Source organism: Saccharothrix espanaensis DSM 44229 (assembly GCF_000328705.1).
Classification (GTDB): domain Bacteria; phylum Actinomycetota; class Actinomycetes; order Mycobacteriales; family Pseudonocardiaceae; genus Actinosynnema; species Actinosynnema espanaense.
In genome coordinates, this window is the sequence record NC_019673.1 from 169,647 (window position 1) to 190,355 (window position 20,709).

General features: G+C 70.7%; 18 protein-coding genes and 1 tRNA gene. 10 read left to right on the plus strand and 9 right to left on the minus strand.

What is annotated here, in order from left to right:
- Nucleotides 1-23: 23 nt before the first annotated feature.
- Both BN6_RS00820 and BN6_RS00825 read left to right on the plus strand, forming a co-directional pair.
- Entirely contained in the window at nucleotides 24-377 is a 354-nt protein-coding gene (locus BN6_RS00820; RefSeq protein ID WP_015097614.1) for a PadR family transcriptional regulator, read from the plus strand.
- Nucleotides 374-967, plus strand: a complete 594-nt coding sequence (locus tag BN6_RS00825; RefSeq protein ID WP_015097615.1) for an HAAS signaling domain-containing protein — start codon at nucleotides 374-376, stop codon at nucleotides 965-967. Before BN6_RS00820 ends, BN6_RS00825 begins: the two co-directional genes overlap by 4 nt.
- Before the next feature lie 13 nt (nucleotides 968-980).
- On the opposite strand, the gene BN6_RS45200 is transcribed toward BN6_RS00825, so the two are convergent.
- The 6 genes from BN6_RS45200 to BN6_RS00850 form a co-directional block, all read right to left on the minus strand.
- The gene (locus BN6_RS45200; protein ID WP_015097616.1) at nucleotides 981-1,205 is read right to left on the minus strand and encodes a hypothetical protein; all 225 of its coding nucleotides are present in this window, start codon (nucleotides 1,203-1,205) and stop codon (nucleotides 981-983) included.
- Between the two features lie 84 nt (nucleotides 1,206-1,289).
- On the minus strand, nucleotides 1,290-2,186 hold the full coding sequence (glfT1, locus tag BN6_RS00830; protein WP_015097617.1) for a galactofuranosyltransferase GlfT1: 897 nt from the start codon (nucleotides 2,184-2,186) through the stop codon (nucleotides 1,290-1,292).
- A 4-nt stretch (nucleotides 2,187-2,190) separates the two neighbouring features.
- Nucleotides 2,191-3,006, minus strand: coding sequence for a galactan export ABC transporter ATP-binding subunit Wzt/RfbE (wzt, locus tag BN6_RS00835; protein WP_041311557.1), 816 nt, complete (start codon nucleotides 3,004-3,006; stop codon nucleotides 2,191-2,193).
- Between the two features lie 15 nt (nucleotides 3,007-3,021).
- Complete coding sequence (gene wzm / locus BN6_RS00840) at nucleotides 3,022-3,936, minus strand: galactan export ABC transporter permease subunit Wzm/RfbD (protein WP_015097619.1); 915 nt, start codon at nucleotides 3,934-3,936, stop codon at nucleotides 3,022-3,024.
- A gap of 48 nt (nucleotides 3,937-3,984) precedes the next feature.
- A complete protein-coding gene (locus tag BN6_RS00845; RefSeq protein ID WP_015097620.1) occupies nucleotides 3,985-4,860 on the minus strand; it encodes a class I SAM-dependent methyltransferase in 876 nt (291 codons plus the stop codon).
- A 98-nt stretch (nucleotides 4,861-4,958) separates the two neighbouring features.
- Nucleotides 4,959-5,432, minus strand: a complete 474-nt coding sequence (locus BN6_RS00850) for a bacterial proteasome activator family protein (RefSeq protein WP_231905492.1) — start codon at nucleotides 5,430-5,432, stop codon at nucleotides 4,959-4,961.
- Nucleotides 5,433-5,753: 321 nt separating this feature from the next.
- On the opposite strand from BN6_RS00850, the gene BN6_RS00855 reads away from it, so the two are divergent.
- Together BN6_RS00855 and BN6_RS00860 are read left to right on the plus strand one after the other, a co-directional pair.
- On the plus strand, nucleotides 5,754-6,953 hold the full coding sequence (locus BN6_RS00855; RefSeq protein ID WP_015097622.1) for a cysteine desulfurase-like protein: 1,200 nt from the start codon (nucleotides 5,754-5,756) through the stop codon (nucleotides 6,951-6,953).
- An 11-nt stretch (nucleotides 6,954-6,964) separates the two neighbouring features.
- Nucleotides 6,965-7,606: a class I SAM-dependent methyltransferase gene (locus tag BN6_RS00860; protein WP_231904927.1), complete on the plus strand. Its 642-nt coding sequence runs from the start codon at nucleotides 6,965-6,967 to the stop codon at nucleotides 7,604-7,606.
- 104 nt (nucleotides 7,607-7,710) lie between these two features.
- Here BN6_RS00860 and BN6_RS00865 read toward each other — a convergent pair whose 3' ends face one another.
- A complete protein-coding gene (locus BN6_RS00865) occupies nucleotides 7,711-8,685 on the minus strand; it encodes an NAD(P)H-quinone oxidoreductase (RefSeq protein WP_015097624.1) in 975 nt (324 codons plus the stop codon).
- 57 nt (nucleotides 8,686-8,742) lie between these two features.
- On the opposite strand from BN6_RS00865, the gene BN6_RS00870 reads away from it, so the two are divergent.
- Nucleotides 8,743-9,390: a GNAT family N-acetyltransferase gene (locus BN6_RS00870; protein WP_015097625.1), complete on the plus strand. Its 648-nt coding sequence runs from the start codon at nucleotides 8,743-8,745 to the stop codon at nucleotides 9,388-9,390.
- A 64-nt stretch (nucleotides 9,391-9,454) separates the two neighbouring features.
- Nucleotides 9,455-10,987: a M28 family metallopeptidase gene (locus tag BN6_RS00875; RefSeq protein WP_015097626.1), complete on the plus strand. Its 1,533-nt coding sequence runs from the start codon at nucleotides 9,455-9,457 to the stop codon at nucleotides 10,985-10,987.
- 114 nt (nucleotides 10,988-11,101) lie between these two features.
- Here BN6_RS00875 and ypfJ read toward each other — a convergent pair whose 3' ends face one another.
- Together ypfJ and BN6_RS00885 are read right to left on the minus strand one after the other, a co-directional pair.
- Nucleotides 11,102-12,016 (minus strand): KPN_02809 family neutral zinc metallopeptidase, encoded by a 915-nt coding sequence (ypfJ, locus tag BN6_RS00880; RefSeq protein ID WP_015097627.1) that lies wholly within the window; start codon nucleotides 12,014-12,016, stop codon nucleotides 11,102-11,104.
- Nucleotides 12,017-12,845: 829 nt separating this feature from the next.
- The gene (locus tag BN6_RS00885; protein WP_015097628.1) at nucleotides 12,846-14,567 is read right to left on the minus strand and encodes a bifunctional metallophosphatase/5'-nucleotidase; all 1,722 of its coding nucleotides are present in this window, start codon (nucleotides 14,565-14,567) and stop codon (nucleotides 12,846-12,848) included.
- Between the two features lie 135 nt (nucleotides 14,568-14,702).
- Between BN6_RS00885 and BN6_RS00890 the strand changes: the two genes are divergently transcribed.
- The 4 genes from BN6_RS00890 (at nucleotide 14,703) to BN6_RS00910 (ending at nucleotide 20,683) form a co-directional block, all read left to right on the plus strand.
- Nucleotides 14,703-15,173 (plus strand): MarR family winged helix-turn-helix transcriptional regulator, encoded by a 471-nt coding sequence (locus BN6_RS00890; RefSeq protein ID WP_015097629.1) that lies wholly within the window; start codon nucleotides 14,703-14,705, stop codon nucleotides 15,171-15,173.
- 20 nt (nucleotides 15,174-15,193) lie between these two features.
- Nucleotides 15,194-15,278 (plus strand) — tRNA-Ser (locus BN6_RS00895).
- 1,589 nt (nucleotides 15,279-16,867) lie between these two features.
- Nucleotides 16,868-19,768, plus strand: coding sequence for a carboxypeptidase-like regulatory domain-containing protein (locus BN6_RS47580; protein WP_148302680.1), 2,901 nt, complete (start codon nucleotides 16,868-16,870; stop codon nucleotides 19,766-19,768).
- Nucleotides 19,769-19,933: 165 nt separating this feature from the next.
- The gene (locus BN6_RS00910; protein WP_041315819.1) at nucleotides 19,934-20,683 is read left to right on the plus strand and encodes a sulfite exporter TauE/SafE family protein; all 750 of its coding nucleotides are present in this window, start codon (nucleotides 19,934-19,936) and stop codon (nucleotides 20,681-20,683) included.
- Nucleotides 20,684-20,709: the final 26 nt, after the last annotated feature.

The following is a 20,709-nucleotide window of genomic DNA, read 5'->3' on the forward strand; positions in this document are numbered from 1 at the left end:
CGCGAAAAGGTAGCGTGCCCGACATGGCCCCGCCGGAGCGTGAGCGGAGTCCCCTGGCGCACATGCGCCGGGGGCTGATCGAGTTCTGCGTGCTGACGCTGCTGAGCGGGCGCGACCGGTACGCCGTGGAACTGGTGCAGGTACTGGCCCGCCACGACCTGATCGCCGGCGAGGGCACGATCTACCCGTTGCTGTCCCGGCTGCGCAAGCAGGGGCTGGTGACCACCGCGTGGCAGGAGAGCCAGACCGGGCCGCCACGCCGGTACTACGGGCTGACCAGCGACGGCGTGGGCGCGCTCGCCCGGTTCAGCTCGGACTGGGCGGCGCTGAGCGGGTCGGTCGACGAGATCATCCGGGGGAAGGGCGACATCGCGTGAACAGCTCGGTCGAACGTCATCCGCTGGTCCTCGCCTACCTCGACGCGTTGCGGCGCGAGGCGGCGCCCCTGCCCCGGTCGCGCCGGGAGGAACTGGCCGGGGAGATCCAGTCGCACATCGAGGTCGTGCTGCCCCCGGAACCGACGGAGGCCGAGGTGCGCAACGTCCTGGAGCGCCTGGGCACGCCGGAGGAGATCGTGGACGCCGAACTCGACGGCGAGCCGCCCCGGTCCCGCCGGGAACCGCTGACCCGGGGCGACGTAGTCGGCCTGCTGCTGGTCCTGCTAGGCGGCTTCGCGGTGCCGCCGATCGGCTACCTGGTCGGGACCGCGCTGCTGGGCGCGTCCCGCCGGTGGTCGGCACCGGTGCGCGTGCTGCTGGTCGGGCTGCCCTGCGTGGCAGTGCTGGTGCTGGTGGCGCAACTTGTCAGGAACGGCCAATGGTATGTGTTCACCGACCTCCTCACGAGTCCGCGCCTGGCTTTCGGTGAATACGGCGCGATGGGCGTGGTGGCGCTGCCTTACACCGCGGCGCAGACCGCGGCACTGGTGGTCGCCCGCCACCTCTCACCGCTGGCGAAGCGGCGGTGAGTCAGCCCCGCGTTTATTCGAAGTGCGCGGCCACGACGTGCCCGAAGTTCACCACGAACTCGTTGCCGTCGGCGGTCGTGATGGATTGTGTGTGGCCGTTGCGGACGACTTGGATCAACCGTGGTCCGAGGTCGTCCACGACCTCTTGCGAGACCCGGATGGAAATCGGGTTCGGGTTTGCCGCGAGGTGCAGGACGAGGCTGGCCTTACGCGCTTCAGAAGACATGGCGCCAGCCAACCGAAAGGCTGTCGACCAGGCAAGACAGGTTCGCTCGCAGCGATTACGCGCAGAGCGAACCAGGCTCGTGCCGACCCGTTTCCGTCACTTCCGGAAAAACCTCTCGCGTTGTCCCTGGCGGACCAGTTTCAGCCATTCCAGGAACGCCTTCGGGTCCTTTCGGACGCCGATGAAGTACAGCCCGAACCGGAAGAACTCCAGCAGGCCGAGTTTGCGCATCCCCGGCTGGGACAGCAGGTAGCCCCGGTTGCGGTAGGTGTAGTAGCGCTTGATCGGGTTCTCCGGGTCCTGCGCGTGGAACCGGCCGCCGAGCATCGGCTTGAACTCGTCCGAACCGTCCGGGTGCAGGTAGTGCACCTTCAGCGAGGTGCCGAACGGCAGCCCGGTGCGCACCAGTCGGCGGTGGATCTCGACCTCGTCGCCGCGGAAGAACAGCCGGTAGTCCGGCACGCCGATCACGTCGACCGTGGACGCCCGGAACAGCGCGCCGTTGAACAGCGAGGCGATCCCGGGCAGGAAGTCCACGCCCAGGTCCGCGGTCCGCCGCTTCCAGGTCAGCCCCCGGCGCAGCGGGAACGCCAGCTTCTCCGGCTGCTCGATGTTGGACACCACCGGCGAGATCGCGGCCAGGTCGCGCCGGTCCGCCTCGGCCAGCAGCACCTCCAGCACGGTCTCGTCGGCCGGCCTGCCGTCGTCGTCGGCCAGCCACAGCCAGTCCGCGCCCAGCGACAGCGCGTGCAGCATCCCCAGCGCGAACCCGCCCGCGCCGCCGAGGTTGCGGTGCGAGGCGAGGTAGGTGGTCGGGATCGGGCACTGGTCGACCAGGTCGTCGACGGGCTGGTCGGGCCCGTTGTCCACGACCACCAGGTGGTCCAGCGGCCTGGTCTGCGAGGCCAGCACCTTGAGCGACTGGGCCAGCAGCTCACGGCGGTGCCGGGTCACCACGACCCCGACGACGGAACCCTTCGGCAACGCGTCCACGCCTCTACTCGCCACCGTTCCCGCTCAGCACCGGCGACTGGCCGATCCGCTCCAGGGTGGCCGCGTTCAGGTGCTCGTACGGGTCGCGGCCCTTGTAGGTCTTCACGACCTCGCGCAGCGAGCCGTGCATCTTCACCCGGCCCTCGTCCATCCAGATGGCCGTGTTGCACAGCTCGACCAGCATGTCGTCCGAGTGGTTCGCGAAGACCAGGATGCCCGACCGGGCGACCAGGTCGTTGAGCCGGTCCCGGGCCTTCTCCAGGAACGCCGCGTCGACCGCGCCGATGCCCTCGTCCAGCAGCAGGATCTCCGGGTCGATCGAGGTCACGACGCCCAGCGCGAGCCGCACCCGCATGCCGGTGGAGTAGGTGCGCAGCGGCATCGACAGGTAGTCGCCGAGTTCGGTGAACTCGGTGATGTCGTCGACCCGCTTCTCCATCTCCTTGCGGCCCATGCCCAGGAACAGGCCCCGGATCATGATGTTCTCGTAGCCGGAGAGCTCCGGGTCCATGCCCACGCCGAGGTCGAACACCGGCGCGACCTTGCCCTGGATCCGGGAGCTGCCCCTGGTGGGCTCGTAGATGCCCGACAGCAGGCGCAGCAGCGTGGACTTGCCCGCGCCGTTGTGCCCGACCAGGCCCACGCGGTCACCGTGCCGCAGCGAGATGTTGATGTCGTGCAGCGCCTCGATGATCGGGACGCGGCCTTCCGCGCCGATCTTGCCGCCGACCTTGCCCAGCGCGAGCTTCTTGAGCGACCTCGACTTGGCGTCGAAGATCGGGAAGTCGACCGAGGCGTTCCAGACGTCGATGCTGACCATAGGTTGCGGCCTCACTCAGACCCAGTAGGAGACGCGGGCACGGTAGTTGCGCAGCGCCAGGATCGCCACCGCCCAGCCGACGACGGTGAACCCGCCGACGACCACCCAGTGGTGCCAGTCCTGCTGCTGGCCGAGCAGGGGAGCGCGCAAGATCTCCAGGAAGTGGTAGATGGGGTTGAACTCGGCTACCAGGATCTTCCAGCTGCCGCCGCCCTCGCCGGTGACCTTGTTGAGCACACCCACGTGCCACACGATCGGCGTCATGAAGAACACCAGCTGGATGAAGCTGTGGATGACCGGGGGGATGTCCCGGAAGCGGGTGCTGATGATGCCGAACAGCAGCGCGACCCACACCGCGTTCACGACCAGCAGCACGAACGCCGGCAGCGCCAGCACGATCGTCCAGGAAATACCCGGATGAGTGACGGTATCGCCTTCCATCACGTACTGCTCGGTGAGCGCCGGGAAGAACACGGCGAGCACCACGAAGTACACGACGAGGTTGTGCGCGAAGAACAGCACCTGGCGCCAGACCATGCGCAGGACGTGCACGGTGACCGGCGCGGGCAGGTGCTTGATCAGGCCCTCGTTGGCGATGAAGACCTCGGTGCCCTCGGTGACCACGCCCAGGATGAAGTTCCAGACGATGAAACCGACGGTCACGTACGGCAGGAACGTGCTCAGCTCCTGGCCCAGGAGCTGCGAGTACAGCAGACCGAGCGCCAGTGCTGTGGTACCCATGGAGATGGTGATCCACAGCGGGCCGATGACCGACCGGCGGTAGCGCTGCTTGATGTCCTGCCAGCCGAGGTGGCCCCACAGCTCGCGTTGCCGCCACGCGTCGCGCACGTCGGCGAACGCCCGCGCGAACGTGCGCGAGTCGGGTGCCGGGGGAACCGCGGGCGGATCGACGGTACTCGTTTGTTGCACGAGTACTGAGACTACCGGCGGCAGGTAGCCCTACCCGCCGCCGGGCTGTCACGGTGCGGTTACCGGCGGCGTATCGGCGCCCGACACGCCGGTGACCTTGAGGATCACCTGTTCGTGGTCGTAGGTGTAGCCCTCATAGCTGAACGCGAGCCCGGTGCGCTCGACGTACTCGGTCCACGCCTTGTGCTCGTGCTCACGCCAGCCGGGGAAGTTGAAGTACTCGTCGAACACGATGACGCTGCCCGGCACCAGCCGCGGCCCGACCAGGTCGAGCACGGTCCTGGTGGACGAGTACAGGTCGCAGTCGACGTGCAGGAACGTCACCGGGCCGGGGTGCTCGGCCAGGAAGCCGGGCAGGGTCTCGTCGAACCAGCCGACCACCAGTTCCGCGCCCGGCACGTCGGGCAGGTCGTCCACGGTGAACATGCCCGCCGGGAACCCGCTGCGCCAGTTCTCCGGCAGGCCCTCGAACGAGTCGAAGCCGTACACCCCGGAGCCCTCGCGGGCGGCGGCGATGATCTTGAGCGTGCTGCCCGCGTAGACGCCGAACTCCAGCGCCAGGCCGTCGTGCTCGACCAGCGTCAGGGCGTGTTCGAGGGTGGCGTGCGGGTGGTCGAAGTGCGGGGCGGCGGTCATCTCGTCCCGGACGAACCGCGCGGTGTCGGTCGCCGCCTCCCGCTCGCCGGCGAACACGATGTCCCGGCGCGCCCTGATCTCGAACCGCCGGAGGTCCTCGGCCACCCGGTCGGAGCGGTGGCGCAGCTCCTCGCGGAGGCCGTCCAGGTCACCCTGGAGCCGGTCGAGGCGTTCGCTGGTGGCCCGGTGGTAGGGGCCCACGACGTCGTCGATGGCCCTCATCAGCTTGCCGCGCAGCCGGCTGCGCACCTCTTCCACCACTCGGTTGTGTCGCACCCGGTCGAGCACGTGAGCTCTCCTCTCCCACCTTCACCGCTGAAGACGCGACACACGTTCGGGCAACCGCCGGACCGCTGTCCAGTGGTCGTTACCCATTCGCCGCGTTGCTACAGGTACTGGCCGCCCCGCAGCGGGGGGTGCTCGGTGGCTTCGGCGGAAGAGCCCGCCGGGAGGGCGCGGCCGCGCATCTGCTCCAGTTGGACGCGCGCTGCCATCTGCTGGGCGAACAGGGCGGTCTGGATGCCGTGGAAGAGACCCTCCAGCCAACCCACCAGCTGGGCCTGCGCGATCCGCAGTTCGGCGTCGGACGGCGTGCCCTCCTCGGTGAACGGCAGCGACAGCCGCTCCAGCTCGTCGCGCAGCTCCGGCGCGAGCCCGTCCTCCAGCTCGTCGATGGACCGCTTGTGGATCTCCTTGAGCCGGTTGCGCGACGCCTCGTCCAGCGGGGCGGCCCGCACCTCCTCCAGGAGCTGCTTGATCATCGTGCCGATCCGCATCACCTTGGCCGGCTGCTCGACCAGGTCCGTGACGTCCGGACCGCCGCCCTCGCCCACCGGCACCCGCGCGGCGCCGACCGGCATGCCGTCCGGTCCGACCACCACGACCTGCCGTTCGTTCTCCGCTGCCTCGCTCATGCGTCCATCCTGACGGGACCGACCCCCGCCGTGCGAACCGGGTGGTCCGCGCCCTCGCCCGGACCGCTAGAACCGAGAACCTCTCACCTTGTAGTACCGCCGCATACCGCCGCGCGGGCGTCGTGAGCACCGAAGTGCCGACCGAAGTCCCGCGAACCCCGCAAACCGATCAAGGCGGCGGAAAGCGGCCGTGGGCCGGGTCACGCCGACGCCCGGCCCTGGCCCCCTGCTGTCGCTTGCCCCGGTCTCCTCCGTACGGTGTGCGGCATGGCGTTCGACGTCGCACGGGTCCGTGGGCTGTTCCCCGCGCTCGGCGACGGCTGGGTTCACCTGGACGCGCCGGCGGGGATGCAGGTCCCCGAGCAGGTGGCCACGGCCGTCTCCACCGCGCTGCGCGCACCGGTCTCCGGACCGGGTGGCATCTTCCCCGCCTCGCAACGCGCCGAGGCCATCGTGGACGCGGCCCGCCGGGCGGTCGCGGACCTGGTCGGGGCCGACCCGGCCGGGGTCGTCCTCGGGCCGAGCAGCGCCGTGCTCCTGCAACGCCTGTCCGACGCCGTGTCCGAGACCTGGTTCCTGGGCGACGAGGTCGTGGTGTCGCGGCTGGACCACTCGTCCAACATCGCGCCGTGGCAGCGCGCCGCCCAGCGCACCGGCAGCGTCGTGCGGTGGGCCGAAGTCGACATCGAGACCTGCGAGCTGCCCGCGTGGCAGTACGACGAGCTGATCACCGACAAGTGCAAGCTGGTCGCGGTGACCGCCGCGTCCGGCTCGGTCGGGTCCCGGCCGGACCTGGCCAAGATCGCCCAGTCGGCCCGCCGGACCGACGCGCTGGTGGTCGTGGACGCCTCGTCGGCCGCGCCGTTCGTGCCGCTGGACATCACGTCGATGGACGCCGACGTGGTCGCGGTCTCGGCGAACGCGTGGGGCGGCCCGCCGGTGGGGGCGCTGGTGTTCCGCGACCCGTCGCGGCTGGACCTGCTGCCCTCGGTCGCCGTCGAGCCCGGCGCGCGCGGCCCGGAACGCCTCGAACTCGGCCCGCACGCCTACCCGCTGCTGGCCGGCCTGGTGGCCTCCGTCGAGTACCTGGCGGGGCTGGACGACGCCGCGGTCGGCCCCCGGCGGGAACGCCTGCTCACGTCTCTCGGGTCGGTGAAGGCTTACCAAGCGGGACTTCTGGCTAATCTCATCAACGAACTGCGATCGCTCCGTCACGTCATGGTGATCGGCGACGCCATGCGGCGGGTCCCGGCGCTGGCGTTCACGGTGGCCGGCGTGAAGTCGACCGACGGTGTCGAGCACCTGTCCGAGCGCGGCGTCTGCGCCTTCGCCGACTCGGGCCAGCACGGCGTCTTCTCGGTCCTGGGGGTGGGTGAGGTCGGCGGAGCGATCCGGGTGGGCCTCGCGCACTACACGAACGCGGTCGAAGTGGACGAACTCGTGCGGGCGGTCGCCGAGCTGGGGTAGCCGGAGGTGTGGTGGACGACGCTGTGTCCCGTGAACTGGCCGACCTCGCCGCACTGCACCGCCTGAGCCCGCTGATGTCCGAGTACCTGCCGACGACGGCGCACGAGCTGCGCCCGGCGGCGCTGGCGGCCGTGGTGGACGAGGTGCTGCTGGGCTCGCGCACGGTCATCGTGGAGTGCGGCTGCGGCTCGTCGTCGGTGCTGCTGGCCCGGCTGCTGGCCCGGCGCGGCTTCGGCCACGTGCTGTCGGTCGAGCACGACGAGCGCACGGCGGCCTTCGTGGCCAGCCAGCTCCGCCGCGAGGGCCTGGGCCACGTGGCCCGGGTCGTGCACGCGCCGCTGTCCCCGCACCCGGCCGCCCTGGGCGGCGCGCGGTGGTACCACCCCCAGCTGGTGCACGACGAGGTGACGGCCTACGTGGAGCGCTACGGCCTGGTGGACCTGCTGCTGGTGGACGGCCCGCTGCCGGCCGACGCCCGCTACCCGGCCCTGCCGGTCTTCCGGGGCGTGCTCGCCCCCGGCGCGGCGGTCCTGGTGGACGACGCGGAACGCCCCGACGAGCAACCCGTCCTGCGCCGCTGGTCGCAGGAGTTCGCACTCCGCTTCCACCCCACCCCGCGCACGTCGCTGGCCACCGCGACCGCGCTGGAGTAGCGCCGGACCCACCGACCGCCGGGCCGACCCGCGCCCGTCGCCGGCCGTGCGCGCCACGACCCGCGCCGGTCGCCGGCCGTGCGCGCCACGACCGGCGGCGGGGCTCAGAACGCGAGGACCAGCTTGCCGAACACGTCCTTGCCGTCCTCCAGCGCGCGGTGCGCGTCGGCCGCCCGCCGGATCGGCAGGACCTCGTGCACGATGGGCTTGACCTGGCCCGACGCCACCAGCGGCCACAGGTGTTCGCGCACCGCCGCGACGATCGCGCCCTTGCCGTTCGGCCCGTCGACCGGCCGGGACCGCAGCCCGGTGCCGGTGATCGCGCCGCGCTTGGCAAGCAGCTTGCCGATGTTCAGCTCGCCCTTCACCCCGCCCTGCATGCCGATGATCGCCAGCCGCCCGTCCGGCGCCAGCACGTCGACGTTGCGGGCCAGGTAGGACGCTCCCATGTTGTCCAGCACGACGTCCGCCGCGCCGACCTCGGCCACGAAGTCCTGGGTCCGGTAGTTCACCGCGATGTCCGCGCCCAGCTCGCGGCACCGGGCCAGCCGCTCGTCGGACCCCGCCGTCACGGCCACCCGCGCGCCGAGCGCCTTGCCGACCTGGATCGCGTGCGTGCCGATGCCGCCCGCGCCGCCGTGCACCAGCAGCGTCTCGCCCGCAGACAGGCGCGCCAGCATCACCACGTTCGACCACACCGTGCACGCCACCTCGGGCAGCGACGCGGCCGTCACCAGGTCGACGCCTCCCGGCACCGGCAGCAGTTGGGCCGCCGGGACGACGACCCGCTCGCCGTAGCCGCCGCCCGCGAGCAGCGCGCACACCTCGTCGCCCACCTGCCACCCGGTCACGCCCTCGCCGAGCGCGGCGACCGTGCCGGAGCACTCCAGGCCCAGCACGTCCGACGCGCCGGGCGGCGGCGGGTAGAGGCCCTGGCGCTGGAGCAGGTCCGCGCGGTTCACCGCGGTCGCCGCCACGTCGACGAGCACCTCGCCCGGCCCCGGTTCGGGATCCCGAACCCCGTCACTCCACTCCAGGACGTCCGGGCCGCCTGGTTCACGAATCGTGATCGCGTGCATGGCCCCCGACGGTAATGCGCTCGCCGCGCGGGCGCGCCCTGGGCACCATCGACCGGTATGGACGCCTGGCCGTTGCGACACCTGGTTCTGCGCACCCCCCGGCTCGAACTGCGCCCGGACGACGACGCCGGCCTGCTCGAACTGGTCGAGGAGACGCTGCTCGGCATCCACGACCCGGAGGAGATGCCGTTCGCCGTCGAGTGGACCGACGCGCCCCCGGAAACCTTGGGCCCCACCACCGTGCGGCACTACTGGTCCGAGCGGGCGGCCCTGACCACCGAGCGCTGGTCGGTCAACTTCCTGGTGCGGCTGGCCGGCCGGGTGATCGGCGTGCAGAGCCTGTCCGCCGAGTCGTTCCCGGTGCTCGGCGAGGTCGGCACCGGGTCGTGGATCGGGCTGCGGCACCAGGGCGCGGGCATCGGCACCGAGATGCGCGCGGCCGTGCTGGCGTTCGCGTTCGACCACCTCGGCGCGCGGGTGGCCCGGTCCAGCGCGTTCGACGACAACCTGGCCTCGCACGGTGTCAGCCGCCGGCTGGGCTACCGCCCCAACGGGACGTTCACGCAGGTCCGCCGCGGTGTGCCGGCCGGGCAGACGCGGCTGGCCCTGGCCCGCGAGCAGTTCGTCCGACCGGACTGGGAACTGGCCGTGACGGGTGTCACGTCCTGTCTGGGTCTGCTCACTGGGCGAGAACCCGCCGAGTGACGGATTGATTTCCGCACGCACCAGAGGTGAGGGTTCGGCATCCGAGTGAAGGGGAAACTCGCCCATGTCAGGTAGAACCGGGATCCGGCGCGTGCTCGTCATCGCCGCGTCCGCGTCCCTCGCCCTCGCCGCCGCGCCGGTCGCGGACGCCGCACCCGCCGGTCTGAAAGGCCCGGCGCTGGCCAAGAAGCTCACCCAGAACGTGTCCGCGGACGGGGTCAACCGCCACCTGATCGCCTTCCAGCGGATCGCGGACCGCAACGGCGGCAACCGCGCGGCCGGCACCACCGGTTACGACGCCAGCGTGGAGTACGTCGCGGGCAAGCTGCGCGGCGCGGGCTTCGACGTCACCACCCCGGAGTTCACCTACCCGGTCCAGGTCACCGACGCGGCCACGGCGAAGGTCGGCACCACGACCTACGAGAACCTGCCGCTGACCTACTCGCCGCAGACCCCGGTGGGCGGCGTCACCGGACCGCTGCGGGCCGTGCCCGAGGACGCGACGCCGGGCTGCGAGGCGACCGACTTCGCGGGCCAGGACTTCACCGGTTCGATCGCGCTGATCCGGCGCGGCGCGTGCACGTTCGACATCAAGCACCGCAACGCGGCGGCGGCCGGTGCGGTCGCGGTGATCGTGGCGAACAACGTGGCGGGCAGCCTGGCCGGCTTCACGCTCGGCGCGCCGGGCGTCGTCCCGACCGGCGGCACCTCCCAGGTGGACGGCAACGCGCTGTTCGCCAAGGCGGGCCAGCCGGTCACCGTCGACCTGCGGTACCACTCGGAGGACCGGGTCTCGCGCAACGTCATCGCGCAGACCAGGACCGGTCGCAAGGACAACGTCGTGGTCGCCGGCGCGCACCTCGACAGCGTCGCGGTGGGTCCGGGCATCAACGACAACGGCACCGGCTCGGCCGGTCTGCTGGAGACCGCGCTGCAGCTGGGCGGCTCGCCGAAGGTGAACAACGCCGTCCGGTTCGGCTGGTGGGGTGCCGAGGAGATCGGGCTGCTCGGGTCCATCGCCTACGTCAAGTCGCTGACCTTCGAGCAGCAGCTCGACATCGCGCTCTACCTGAACTTCGACATGATCGGCTCGCCGAACGCGGGCTACTTCGTCTACGACGGCGACAACTCCGACGGCGTCGGCGCGGGCGCGGGCCCGTACGGCTCGGGGCAGATCGAGAAGTCGTTCGTGGACTACCTGACCGTGGAGAAGAAGATCCAGGTCGAGGGCACGGACTTCACCGGCCGGTCGGACTACGGCGAGTTCATCAAGCAGGGCATCCCGGCCGGCGGCCTGTTCACCGGTGCCGAGGTGCTCAAGACCCCGGCGCAGGTGGCCAAGTGGGGCGGCCAGGCGGGCGTCGCCTACGACCCGAACTACCACCTGGCCGGGGACAACCTGGGCAACATCGACCGCAAGGCGCTGGACCGCAACTCCGACGCCCTGGCGTGGGTCACCGCGTCCTACGCGATCAGCACCGAGGACGTGAACGGCGTCCCGCCGCGCAAGTCCCGTGCGGCGGCGCGCGCTGCGGCGGCCAAGTCGCTGAGCGTCGAGTCGCACGACCACGACCACTCGCACGACGTCGTGGCGTAGTACGTCCTGCGCGGGGCCGGCTCCTCCGGGGGCCGGCCCCTGCGCGTCAGCAGCCCCCTCGCCGCTGCACACGCCGTCCGGAATCTCTTCCGCGACGCGCGGGGCGTGACCCGGTCAGCCGAGGTTGTCGGTTCCGAACGTGTCGCAGCGCGCCGGGTCGCCGGTGTCGTAGCCGAGGGTGTACCACTTCTGGCGCTGCGCGGACGTGCCGTGGGTGAACTGGGTCGTGTCGATCCGGCCGCCGCCGAGCTCCTTCTGGATGAAGTCGTCGCCGATCCGGGCCGCCGCGTCCAGCGCCGCCGCGATGTCGTCCTGGGTCACGCCGGTGATCAGCGGCTTGCCCGACGAGGTCGGCACGGTCGTGGCGTGGTTGGCCCACGCGCCCGCGTAGCAGTCCGCCTGGAGCTCCAGCCGCACCGAGTCCGACTTGGGGCCGCTGCGCGTGCGCACCCGGTCGGAGGTGCCCAGCAGGTTCTGGAGGTGGTGGCCGTACTCGTGGGCCAGCACGTAGGCCTCCACGAACGGGCCGCCGGTCGCGCCGAACTTCTGCTGCAGCTCCTGGAAGAAGACCAGGTCGATGTACACCTGCGCGTCCGCCGGGCAGTAGAACGGGCCCACCGCCGAGGTGGCGTTGCCACAGCGGGTCTGCACGCCGCCGGAGAAGAAGTTCGTCTGCGCCGGCTGGTAGGTGCGGCCGGAGCGGGCGAACTGGTCGGTCCAGTAGCCCTGGATCGAGTTGATGAACGCCACCGCGCGGCAGTCCGCGTTCTTGTTGGCGTCCGCGCCGGTCTTGCACTTGCTCTTGATGGCCTCGGAACCGACCTGCTGGCCGCGGCCCACGTCCTCGAAGCCCGCCCCGGTCGGCAGCTGGCCGCCGCCGCCGAGCTGGGAGAGCACGAAGTAGATGATCAGGCCCACGATGCCCAGGCCACCGCCGCCCAGCGCGACCCGGCCGCCGACCCCGCCGCCGCCACCCCGCAGGTCCGAGACCTGGGACGTGTCGAGTTCGGCGTCCTCGTTGAACTGCACCGCGTGTCCTCCAACCCAGGGCCCCACAAAGGCGGCACCACGATAACCGGGCGCGGCCGCGAATCGGGTTCCGCCACGAACACAGTTCCCCGCCCGCCCACGCCCCAACCCCACGCCACCGTCCGAGCGCCCGCACCACCTCGAACCCCGCCGGCCCGCTCTGCACCCCGCCGGCCCGCTGTTCATGCGCTTCGGCCGGCTCTCATTCGCTTCGGCCCGCGCCCGTCTCCGCTTCCGCCCGCTTTCGTGCGCCTTCGTGCGCGCTCGCCCGCTCTCGGCCACCCGTCGGCTTGGGTCCGCGCAAAGGCCCAGGTGCGGTTCCCGACATGGGGGCACCGCACCTGGGTTCTTACCTTGTGGAAGTGACTGACCCGGCCCGTCAGCGAGGTGGCGTGGACCCCGGCGGGTGCCGCCGTGCGAGACGGGCACCTGAGTCGTCCGTGGTCAACAGCGTCAAGCGCGTCGTTCACGCTCGCCGGCGCGTCGTTCACGCGTCGAAGCGCCGCGCGCTCGTCGAACCTCGGTGGAACCGCTCACGTTTCGCGATCAGGACGGTCTGCACCATCCCGCCCGCGGGGTCGCGGCCGAACGCGGATCGTCACAGCGAGGACTTCTCTGCACCGCACCACCTACCCCTTCCGGGCGTGCCGGCCGCGGCTGGAGGTCTCGCGTCGCCCGGCGGCAGGTCCTGCTTCGAGGATGCGCTTGATCGGCCCTCAGCACAACCGTTCACGCCAACCCTGAACTGGTGAAACCCGGACGGACCGTCGCAGTGGGACGGTGGTCGCGCGCCGTGGGCGGGACTGGCCCCGCCCACGGCGCGCGGTCGTCAGGCGACGGTGCTGATCCGGCCCAGGGCCGGCGGAGCGGTGTTCGGGTGCGCGCCCAGGTAGGCGCTGAAGGCGTCGAGGTCGATGCCGCCACCGGTGATGTCCGTGCCGCCGGTGAAGACGCTGAAGCCGTCACCGCCGCCCTGCAGGAACGAGTTGATCGTGACCCGGTAGCTCGCGGCCGGGTCCAGCGGCGTCCCGTTCAGGACCACGTCGGAGACCTTCGAGCCGATCGCGGCCGACGCCGACCACTTGTAGGTCAGGCCCGCGCTCGGCTGGAGGATGATCTGCCGCTGCGCGCCGTTGACGACCTGCCACTGCTGCTCCAGCGCTGCCTTGATCTGCGTGCCGGTCAGCGTGACCGTCTGGAGGATGTTGCCGAACGGCTGCACGGTGAACGTCTCGCCGTAGGTGACCACGCCGTTGCCCTCGCCCGCGGGCGAGGAGGCGTAGGTGAGGTCGGCCCGCACGCCGCCCGGGTTCATCAGCGCGAGCACCGCGCCGTTGCCGGTCGTGGCGGCCAGCTGCGAGTCGGCGATCAGGTTGCCCAGCGGCGACTCGCCCGCGGCGTTCTGCGCCCGCGGGACGTCCGCGGAGATGGTGCCCACCTGGCGGTTGGCGATCGGGCCGGACTTCGCCTTGGCCAGGTCGATCACGTCCTGGATGGCCGGGTCCCGGGTGACGTTCCTGGTCACCACGTGGTTCTTGGCCACGGTGGCCGAGCGGACGACGTCGCGGGTGCGCTTGTCGATCTTGACGTCCACCACGGACAGCTCGCGGCCGAACGCGAGGCCCTCGATGAACGGGCGCGGGTTGCCCGCGGGGTCGGTGACCACGCAGTTGTAGTGCTGGTGGCTGTGGCCGGAGAACACCACGTCGATCTTCGGCGAGACGCCCTCGGCGATGAGCTGGCCGGGACCCTTGTCCGCGCCCTTGCGGCAGTCGTCCGGACCGCCGCCGGTGGTGTTGTCGCCCTGGTGCACCAGCAGCACGATGGACTTGACGCCCAGCCAGTTGAGCAGGTCGGCGTACTGGTTGGCGGCCTTGATCTCGTCGCCGAACTTCAGCTCCTTGATCCCGTTCGGGTCGACCAGGATCGGCACGTCCTTGAGCGGCATGCCGATGAAGCCGATCGGCACGCCGTCGCGGAACTCCACCCAGAACGGCGGCAGCGCGGGCAGGCCGCTCTCGGCCAGGGTGACGTTCGCACCCAGGATCGGGAACTTGGCGCCGTCGTAGCGGTCCCGGAACTGGCAGCCGTCGGTCGGGTGGCAGCCGCCGTGCTGCACGCGCAGCAGTTCTCGGTAGCCCTCGTCGAACTCGTGGTTGCCGGCCGCCGTGGCGTCCATGCCCACCCGGTTCAGGAACTCCAGCGTCGGCTCGTCGTGGAACAGCGCGGAGACGATCGGCGACGCGCCGATCAGGTCGCCCTGGCCGACGATCACCGAGTTGCGCACCTGGGCCTGGAGGTCCTTGATGTGCGTCGCGTTGTAGGCCGCGCCGCCCGCCTCCACCTGGGTGCCGTCGGACAGCGTGACGCGCCCGGACGAGCCGGTCGGGGGCTCGATGTTGCCGTGCAGGTCGTTGATGCCGATCAACCGGACGTCGACCGTGCGCAGGGGCTTGTCGTCGGCCTGTGCCGGGGTCTGCGCGAGGGTGACGGCCAGCCCGGCCACGGCGCTGAGCGCCAGCGCGGCCGTGGTCCGCCTGAACGAGGTCATAACAGGGTCCTCCCCCTGACGGCGCCCCGGTAGGAGGGCGCACCAGGGCAGGGAGTTTGCCTTTCGGATCTGGCCGGCACCAGACATGCGTGTGGATCGTCCGTTAACGGAGATGTGCGGGCATAACCTGAGGAGGTGACGGATCAGGAACCCCGATGGCTCGACGACGGCGAGATGCGGGCGTGGCGCAGCTACGTGGTCGGCGCGTCCATGCTGGAGGACCGCCTGCACCGCGAACTGCAGGACCGCCACGACCTCTCGCTGGCCGACTACGAGGTGCTGGTGCGGCTGTCCGAACGGCGTGGCCTGCGGATGCGGATGTCGCAACTGGCCGACGAGGTGGCCTCCTCGAAGAGCCGGGTCTCGCACCAGGTGGCGAGGATGGAGCGCGAGGGCCTGCTGCGCCGCCGCGAGTGCCCGGAAGACGGCCGGGGCGTGTTCGCGGAACTGACCGAGAAGGGCGTGAAAACCCTGGAGGGCTCCGCACCGACCCACGTCCGAGGCGTGCGGGAGCACATGGTCGACCTGCTGACACGTGAGGAGCAGGAGGTCCTGGCGAAGGTCTTCGACCGGGTCATCACCCACCTGCGCGGCCTGGACGGGTAACCTGCTGGACCGCGACACCGGGAAGCGTGGCAGAGCGGCCGAATGCACCCGCCTTGAAAGCGGGAGACGGGAAACCGTCCGGGGGTTCAAATCCCTCCGCTTCCGCAGGTCAGAGGGGGTGCGACCCGTTCCGTGAGGGGTGGGCGCACCCCCTCGTGTAGCAACAGGTGTAGCAACGGCCTTGGAGGTCCGGTGCCGGCGCAGCGGACCTTTCGGATCCAGTACCGCGATCCATCACACGATCTGGTGGTCTCATCTCTGAGTGCCAACGCATACCCAGTGTCGCTTGGTATCGCTTGTCGGCGCAGCACCGGCAGTCGTGCCGCAACCTGGTCGGGAACGTCCGCACGTCCTGTGCGGAGAGCCGCTGATGTTTATTCTTGCCGATTCCGGCAACGGTGTGTCGCAGCACAACAGGTCCGTAGCCCTCAATAGCTCAGTTGTCCGCCGACACCGGGATGCCCGCGTCGGAATAGGTGGTCTCCTTCCGGAGCTTGCTCCGCGATCGTCCGACGACCTTGCCGAAACAGCGACCCGCTTGTTGTGCCCGGTGACGGTGAGCATCAAGGTCGCGTCGATCCACAGTCGTTCTTGCGCTGGCAGGCCGGGTCCTCCTCGTTCGACCACTTCGCTCGGGCCATCACGCGCGGCCTCCCCGATCAGCCGGGACGGGTAGTCCCCGACCGGACTCGCCGGAACGCGGCTGCGGTGGCCGATCTTGACCGACGTCAGATCGCCGGACCTGATCAAGTCGAACACCTTCGTCCGGCTGATCGGCAGCACGCGGGAGACTCTTCGGCGCAGTGGACTACGTCGCTCATCGATTCCCCACTTGATCAAGCGGCGTGCGGAATTGCCGAAATATCCGGTGGTGCACTAGGTCGGAGAGGGCGCGTGTGGTCTGCCCAGCGGACCTCCGCACCTCTCCGGGCAGCAACTGGGTCGACCGGTTCGTCCGCGAGCTTCCGCAGCGCCTCTCGCTTGCCCCAGTGGTCCGCTGGCGATTCGGCGACGAGCGAAGGCAGGAGTAGACCTCTCCGATCGATCGGTCATCGGCCGGGGCGAACACCAACTTGCTGCCGATCCGCTGAAGCGTTTGCGGTCCTTCCCGGGGCGCTCGACGCTCCAGTGCTCCCAGCGGCATGTCGTACCACCCCCTGCGGGCGCGGGAAGGGCCCGTGCGCTGGCAGCTCAACTGGGCGAGGCCGGGCGTCCTCGTGGCGGGTGGTCGTCGGGTGGTTGCGGATCGTGCACGTTTGTGAAGATTGTTCGTAAAGGACTGTCCAAAGCCGTCCCCGGTCAAGTACTTTCCCCTGCGAAAGATGTGTTTGGCCTGCTCGGCGGTTCGGGGACCGTCGCCGGCTACCGGTCCTAATTGGGGGGACATTTTCTTGTCCAATGGTGTTGCCGCGCGCCCTCGCGCGGCCAGACAGGTGCTGAGAACGACCACCGCGGCGTTGCTGGTGGCGGTTCTCGCGTTCGGTGCCCAGCCCGCTTGGGCGGACGACACCGGCACCGGCGCTCCGGCCACGACTCCCGTGGAAACCGTTGCGCCGCCCGAAAACCCGGCTCCCAGCGCGGAGCCGGAACCCAGCCCGGAGACCAACCCGGAGACCAACCCGGCGCCCGGCACGACCACGCCGGAAACGCCGGCCGGAACGCCCGAACCACCGGCTGCGACGCCTGAAGCGCCCGTGACCGAAGCGCCCCCGGCCGCGCCCGAAGCGCGGACGGAAAAGGCTCCGGCGCAAATCGGCGCGCAGGCCGCACCGGCCGACTTGCGGGTCACCGCCGCATTCGACCGGTCGGAGTACCTGCCGGGCTCCTTGCTGCCCATCACGGTCACCGTCGAGAACGTCGGCGGCACCACGGCCGAGCAGGTCCGGATCAACCGCGGCGGCAACGTGGGGCTGAACTCGGGCTGGGAGCTGTTCAACGAGACCTACACCCTCGCGCCCGGTGAGGTGCGGCGGTTCGACCTGGTCGGGCGCCAGTACGACCAGAACGGCACCCAGGCGGAGTTCTTCTTCTACGTCAACCACTCGCGCCCCGACCCGACGCCCGAGGACACGTCGGCGAAGGCCACCGCGAGCGTCCCGCAGCGGCGGGGCGCGATCTCCGGCGTGCTCTACACCGACGTCAACGCCAACGGCCGGTTCGACGCCGGCGAGCAGCGCGCGGGTGCCGAGTTCCGGATCGGCGGCGGCGCGCCGTCGACCCACCTGGCCGCCGTCACCGGCGCGAACGGCGAGTTCGCCTTCCCGGACGTGCCGACCGGCGACTACTACTTCACGCTGACCGACGCGACGATCGTGGTGCGGCCGGGCCACAGCACGTTCTCCGTGCGGGAGAACGCGACGACGGACCTGGCGATCCCGACCGCCCGCCCGGTCTCGGACTCGCTGACCGCGCGGATCGAGCTGGACCGCGACACCTACGGTCGCGGCGACCCGATCACCGTCAAGATCACGCTCACCAACACCGGCACCGCGACGCTGACCAACGTCATCGCGCTGTGCAACCAGGTTGGCGAGGACTCGACCCTGGGCAGCGGTCCGGGTTGGGCTCCGCTGCACCCGAAGGGCCCCGGCCTGACGATCGCCGCCGGTGAGTCCAAGGTGCTGGAGATCGCGGACGTCGTGCCGGACGCCGCTTACGAGGCCGGCTCCGTGCACGCGTACTGCAACTTCGGCAACAACGGCATCTACGACACGGGCTACGTGGGTGCGTCGGACCAGGCGAAGGTCCTCGGCGCACGCGGTTCCGCCAGGGGTGACCTGACCTACTACCCGCCGTCGGGCGCGCCGCAGAAGCTCGCCGACGTCGCGGTGCTCCTGGTCGACCGGTCGACCAAGGCCGTCGTCGCGCGGACGCGGTCGGACGTCAACGGCGCGTGGACGTTCCCGGACGTCCCGGTGGGCGACTACGACGTGCTCGTGATCGGCCCGTACAAGTCGCGCTACAACCACGGGTTCGTGGCGCGGGTGCACGCCGTCAACAGCCCGGGCTTGGGCTGCGCCCTCGTCGACGGTCCGATGGTCCAGGAGCCGCCCCAGGGGCCGAACCTGTCGGTCACCGCCTCGTTCGACAAGGCGTCCTACGAGCTCAGCGACCGGCCGAAGGTCACCGTCAAGGTCAAGAACACCGGCAACGCGACCGCCCGGTACTCCCGCTTCGAGCCTCAGACGAGCCTCAGCGACCTGTACTACAACCGGACCCAGTGGGGCGCGTTCCACGACGGCGGCGGTGCCACCCTCCAGCCCGGTGAGGAGCAGGTCGTCACGCTGACCGGCACCATCAGGGGTGAGCCCGAGTCGGTGCGCCTGAAGGGCCGGATCACGACGTCCGGGGACTTGGACGAGAGCGACAACGCGATCGACCTGGCCGCTCCGGTCATGCCCGCCACCGGTGACGCGGTCGCCCAGGTCTACGGCGACCTCGACGGGGACGGCGCGTACGACGACGGCGAAGGGCTGTCGGACGTGCAGATCACGATCGGGGGCGGCCGGCCGTACAAGTTGGTCACCGGTCGGACCGACGCCTCCGGCAGGTTCCGCCTGGACGACGTCCCCACCGGCAAGTACACCGTGCGGGTCCACGACGACAAGACCGGTTGGGTCCGCCAGGACGACGGCGAACTGGTCGTCGTCGCGGACCAGGAAACCCAGGCCCAGTACGGCATGGAGCGCCCGCTGTCCGACGAGCTGCACGCGTCGGTGGTCTTCGACCGCGACACCTACGGGCCCGACGACCAGGTGGTCGCCACCTTGACGCTGTCCAACAGCGGGTCGAAGAAGGCCCTGTTCAAGGCGTTCTGCGGTGGCGGGGAGATCCCGGCGCTGATGAACGACAGCGGCTGGGGACCGTTCGACTCGAACGGCGGTGCCGGCGTGGAACTGGAAGCCGGTGAGACCCGCGTCTTCACCTACACCGTTCCGCTGCCGAACTACGCGGCCGACTACGGCGTGTTCGACATGTCGTGCACGTTCGGCCCCGACCGCAACATCCGGGGTCTGCCCGAGACCCGGGAGTTCGCCCGCGTGCCGGGTGCGGTGTGGACGAAGTCCGGCCGTGTGATCACCAGGCCGACGCCGTACGAGCCGGTGCCCGTGCCGAACGTGACGATCGTGCTCACCGACTACTTCTCGAAGAAGCCGGTGGCGCGCACGGTGGCCGGTCCGGACGGGAGCTTCACGTTCTCGAACGTCCCGGTCGGTTTCTACACGCCGGTGATCGTCGGCCCGTGGAAGTTCAACGTCAACTGGGGCCCGGCCCCGTCCTTCCGGGTGATCCGGGGCGGCGCGACCACCGGGGACATCGACGTCGAACCCGGTCCCGAGGTCGGCGACCCGGGGAACTGGGAGGAGCCGCCGACCGGCGGCGGTGAGACCGGCGGCGGTGAGACCGGAGGCGGTGAGACCGGAGGCGGTGAGACCGGAGGCACGTCCGGCACGTCGGGCACCTCCGGCGGGTCCGGTGCCGAGGAGGCCCTCGCCGCGACCGGCGCGAGCGTCGTCGGGCTGGGCCTGATCGGGCTGCTGGTGCTGGCGTTCGGCGTCGGCACGCGTGTCGTCGGTCGCCGCCGCACGGTGTGACCTGAGCACGGTGTGACCTGAGCGGGGAAGGGGCGTGGCGCTGCCGCGCCCCTTTCGCGTGTCCGGGGCGCGGTGTCCGGGCCGGTGTCGTGGGAGCCACACCGCGACACCCGGCGCAGAGTGTTAGCGTCGCTAACCAAATGCGCTGAACGAGGGGACGTGGTCGTGACGACGTTGGAAGCGGTCCTCGTCGTCCTCGCCGGGGTGCTGGCGGGCGGCATCAACACCGTCGTCGGGTCCGGCACGCTGATCACCTTCCCGGTGCTGCTGGCGGTGGGGTTCCCGCCGGTCACCGCCAACGTGTCGAACAGCCTCGGGCTGGTGCCCGGCTCGTTCAGCGGGGCGATCGGCTACCGGCGCGAGCTGGTCGGCCAGGGGCCCCGGGTCAAGCGGCTGCTGCCCGCGTCGCTGCTCGGCGGCGTGCTCGGCGCGGTACTGCTGATCAAGCTGCCCGAGGACGCGTTCGCCGCGATCGTCCCGGTGCTGATCGCGATCGCCCTGGTGCTGGTCGTGCTCCAGCCGTGGCTCAACCGCAAGCTCGCCGAACGCGAGCGGCACGAGCACGGCGGCGTCGCGCTGTGGGTCGGCGTGTTCCTGGCCGGCATCTACGGCGGCTACTTCGGCGCGGCCCAGGGCGTGCTGGTGATGGGCCTGATGGGCGTGCTGATGAGCGAGCACATCCAGCGGATGAACGCCCTGAAGAACGTGCTGACCGCGTTCGTGAACCTCATCGCCGGCGTGCTGTTCATCTTCATCGCCGACGTCGCCTGGGACGCCGTGCTGCTGCTCGCGCTCGGCTCGGTCGTCGGCGGCCAGATCGGGGCGAAGGTCGGCCGCCGGCTCCCACCGGTCGTGCTGCGCGCGGTGATCGTGCTGGTGGGAGCCGTGGCCATCGTGCAGATCCTGACCCGGTGACCCGCGCCGACCAGTCGGCCGGGCCG

Bases quoted from the DNA above. Each gene is read 5' to 3' on its own strand.
- BN6_RS00820 (WP_015097614.1), top strand. From the start codon at position 24: ATGGCCCCGCCGGAGCGTGAGCGGAGTCCCCTGGCGCACATGCGCCGG.
- wzt (WP_041311557.1), bottom strand. From the start codon at position 3,006: ATGGTCAGCATCGACGTCTGGAACGCCTCGGTCGACTTCCCGATCTTC.
- BN6_RS00850 (WP_231905492.1), bottom strand. From the start codon at position 5,432: ATGCCGGTCGGCGCCGCGCGGGTGCCGGTGGGCGAGGGCGGCGGTCCG.
- BN6_RS00855 (WP_015097622.1), top strand. From the start codon at position 5,754: ATGGCGTTCGACGTCGCACGGGTCCGTGGGCTGTTCCCCGCGCTCGGC.
- BN6_RS00865 (WP_015097624.1), bottom strand. From the start codon at position 8,685: ATGCACGCGATCACGATTCGTGAACCAGGCGGCCCGGACGTCCTGGAG.
- BN6_RS00870 (WP_015097625.1), top strand. From the start codon at position 8,743: ATGGACGCCTGGCCGTTGCGACACCTGGTTCTGCGCACCCCCCGGCTC.
- BN6_RS00875 (WP_015097626.1), top strand. From the start codon at position 9,455: ATGTCAGGTAGAACCGGGATCCGGCGCGTGCTCGTCATCGCCGCGTCC.
- BN6_RS00885 (WP_015097628.1), bottom strand. From the start codon at position 14,567: ATGACCTCGTTCAGGCGGACCACGGCCGCGCTGGCGCTCAGCGCCGTG.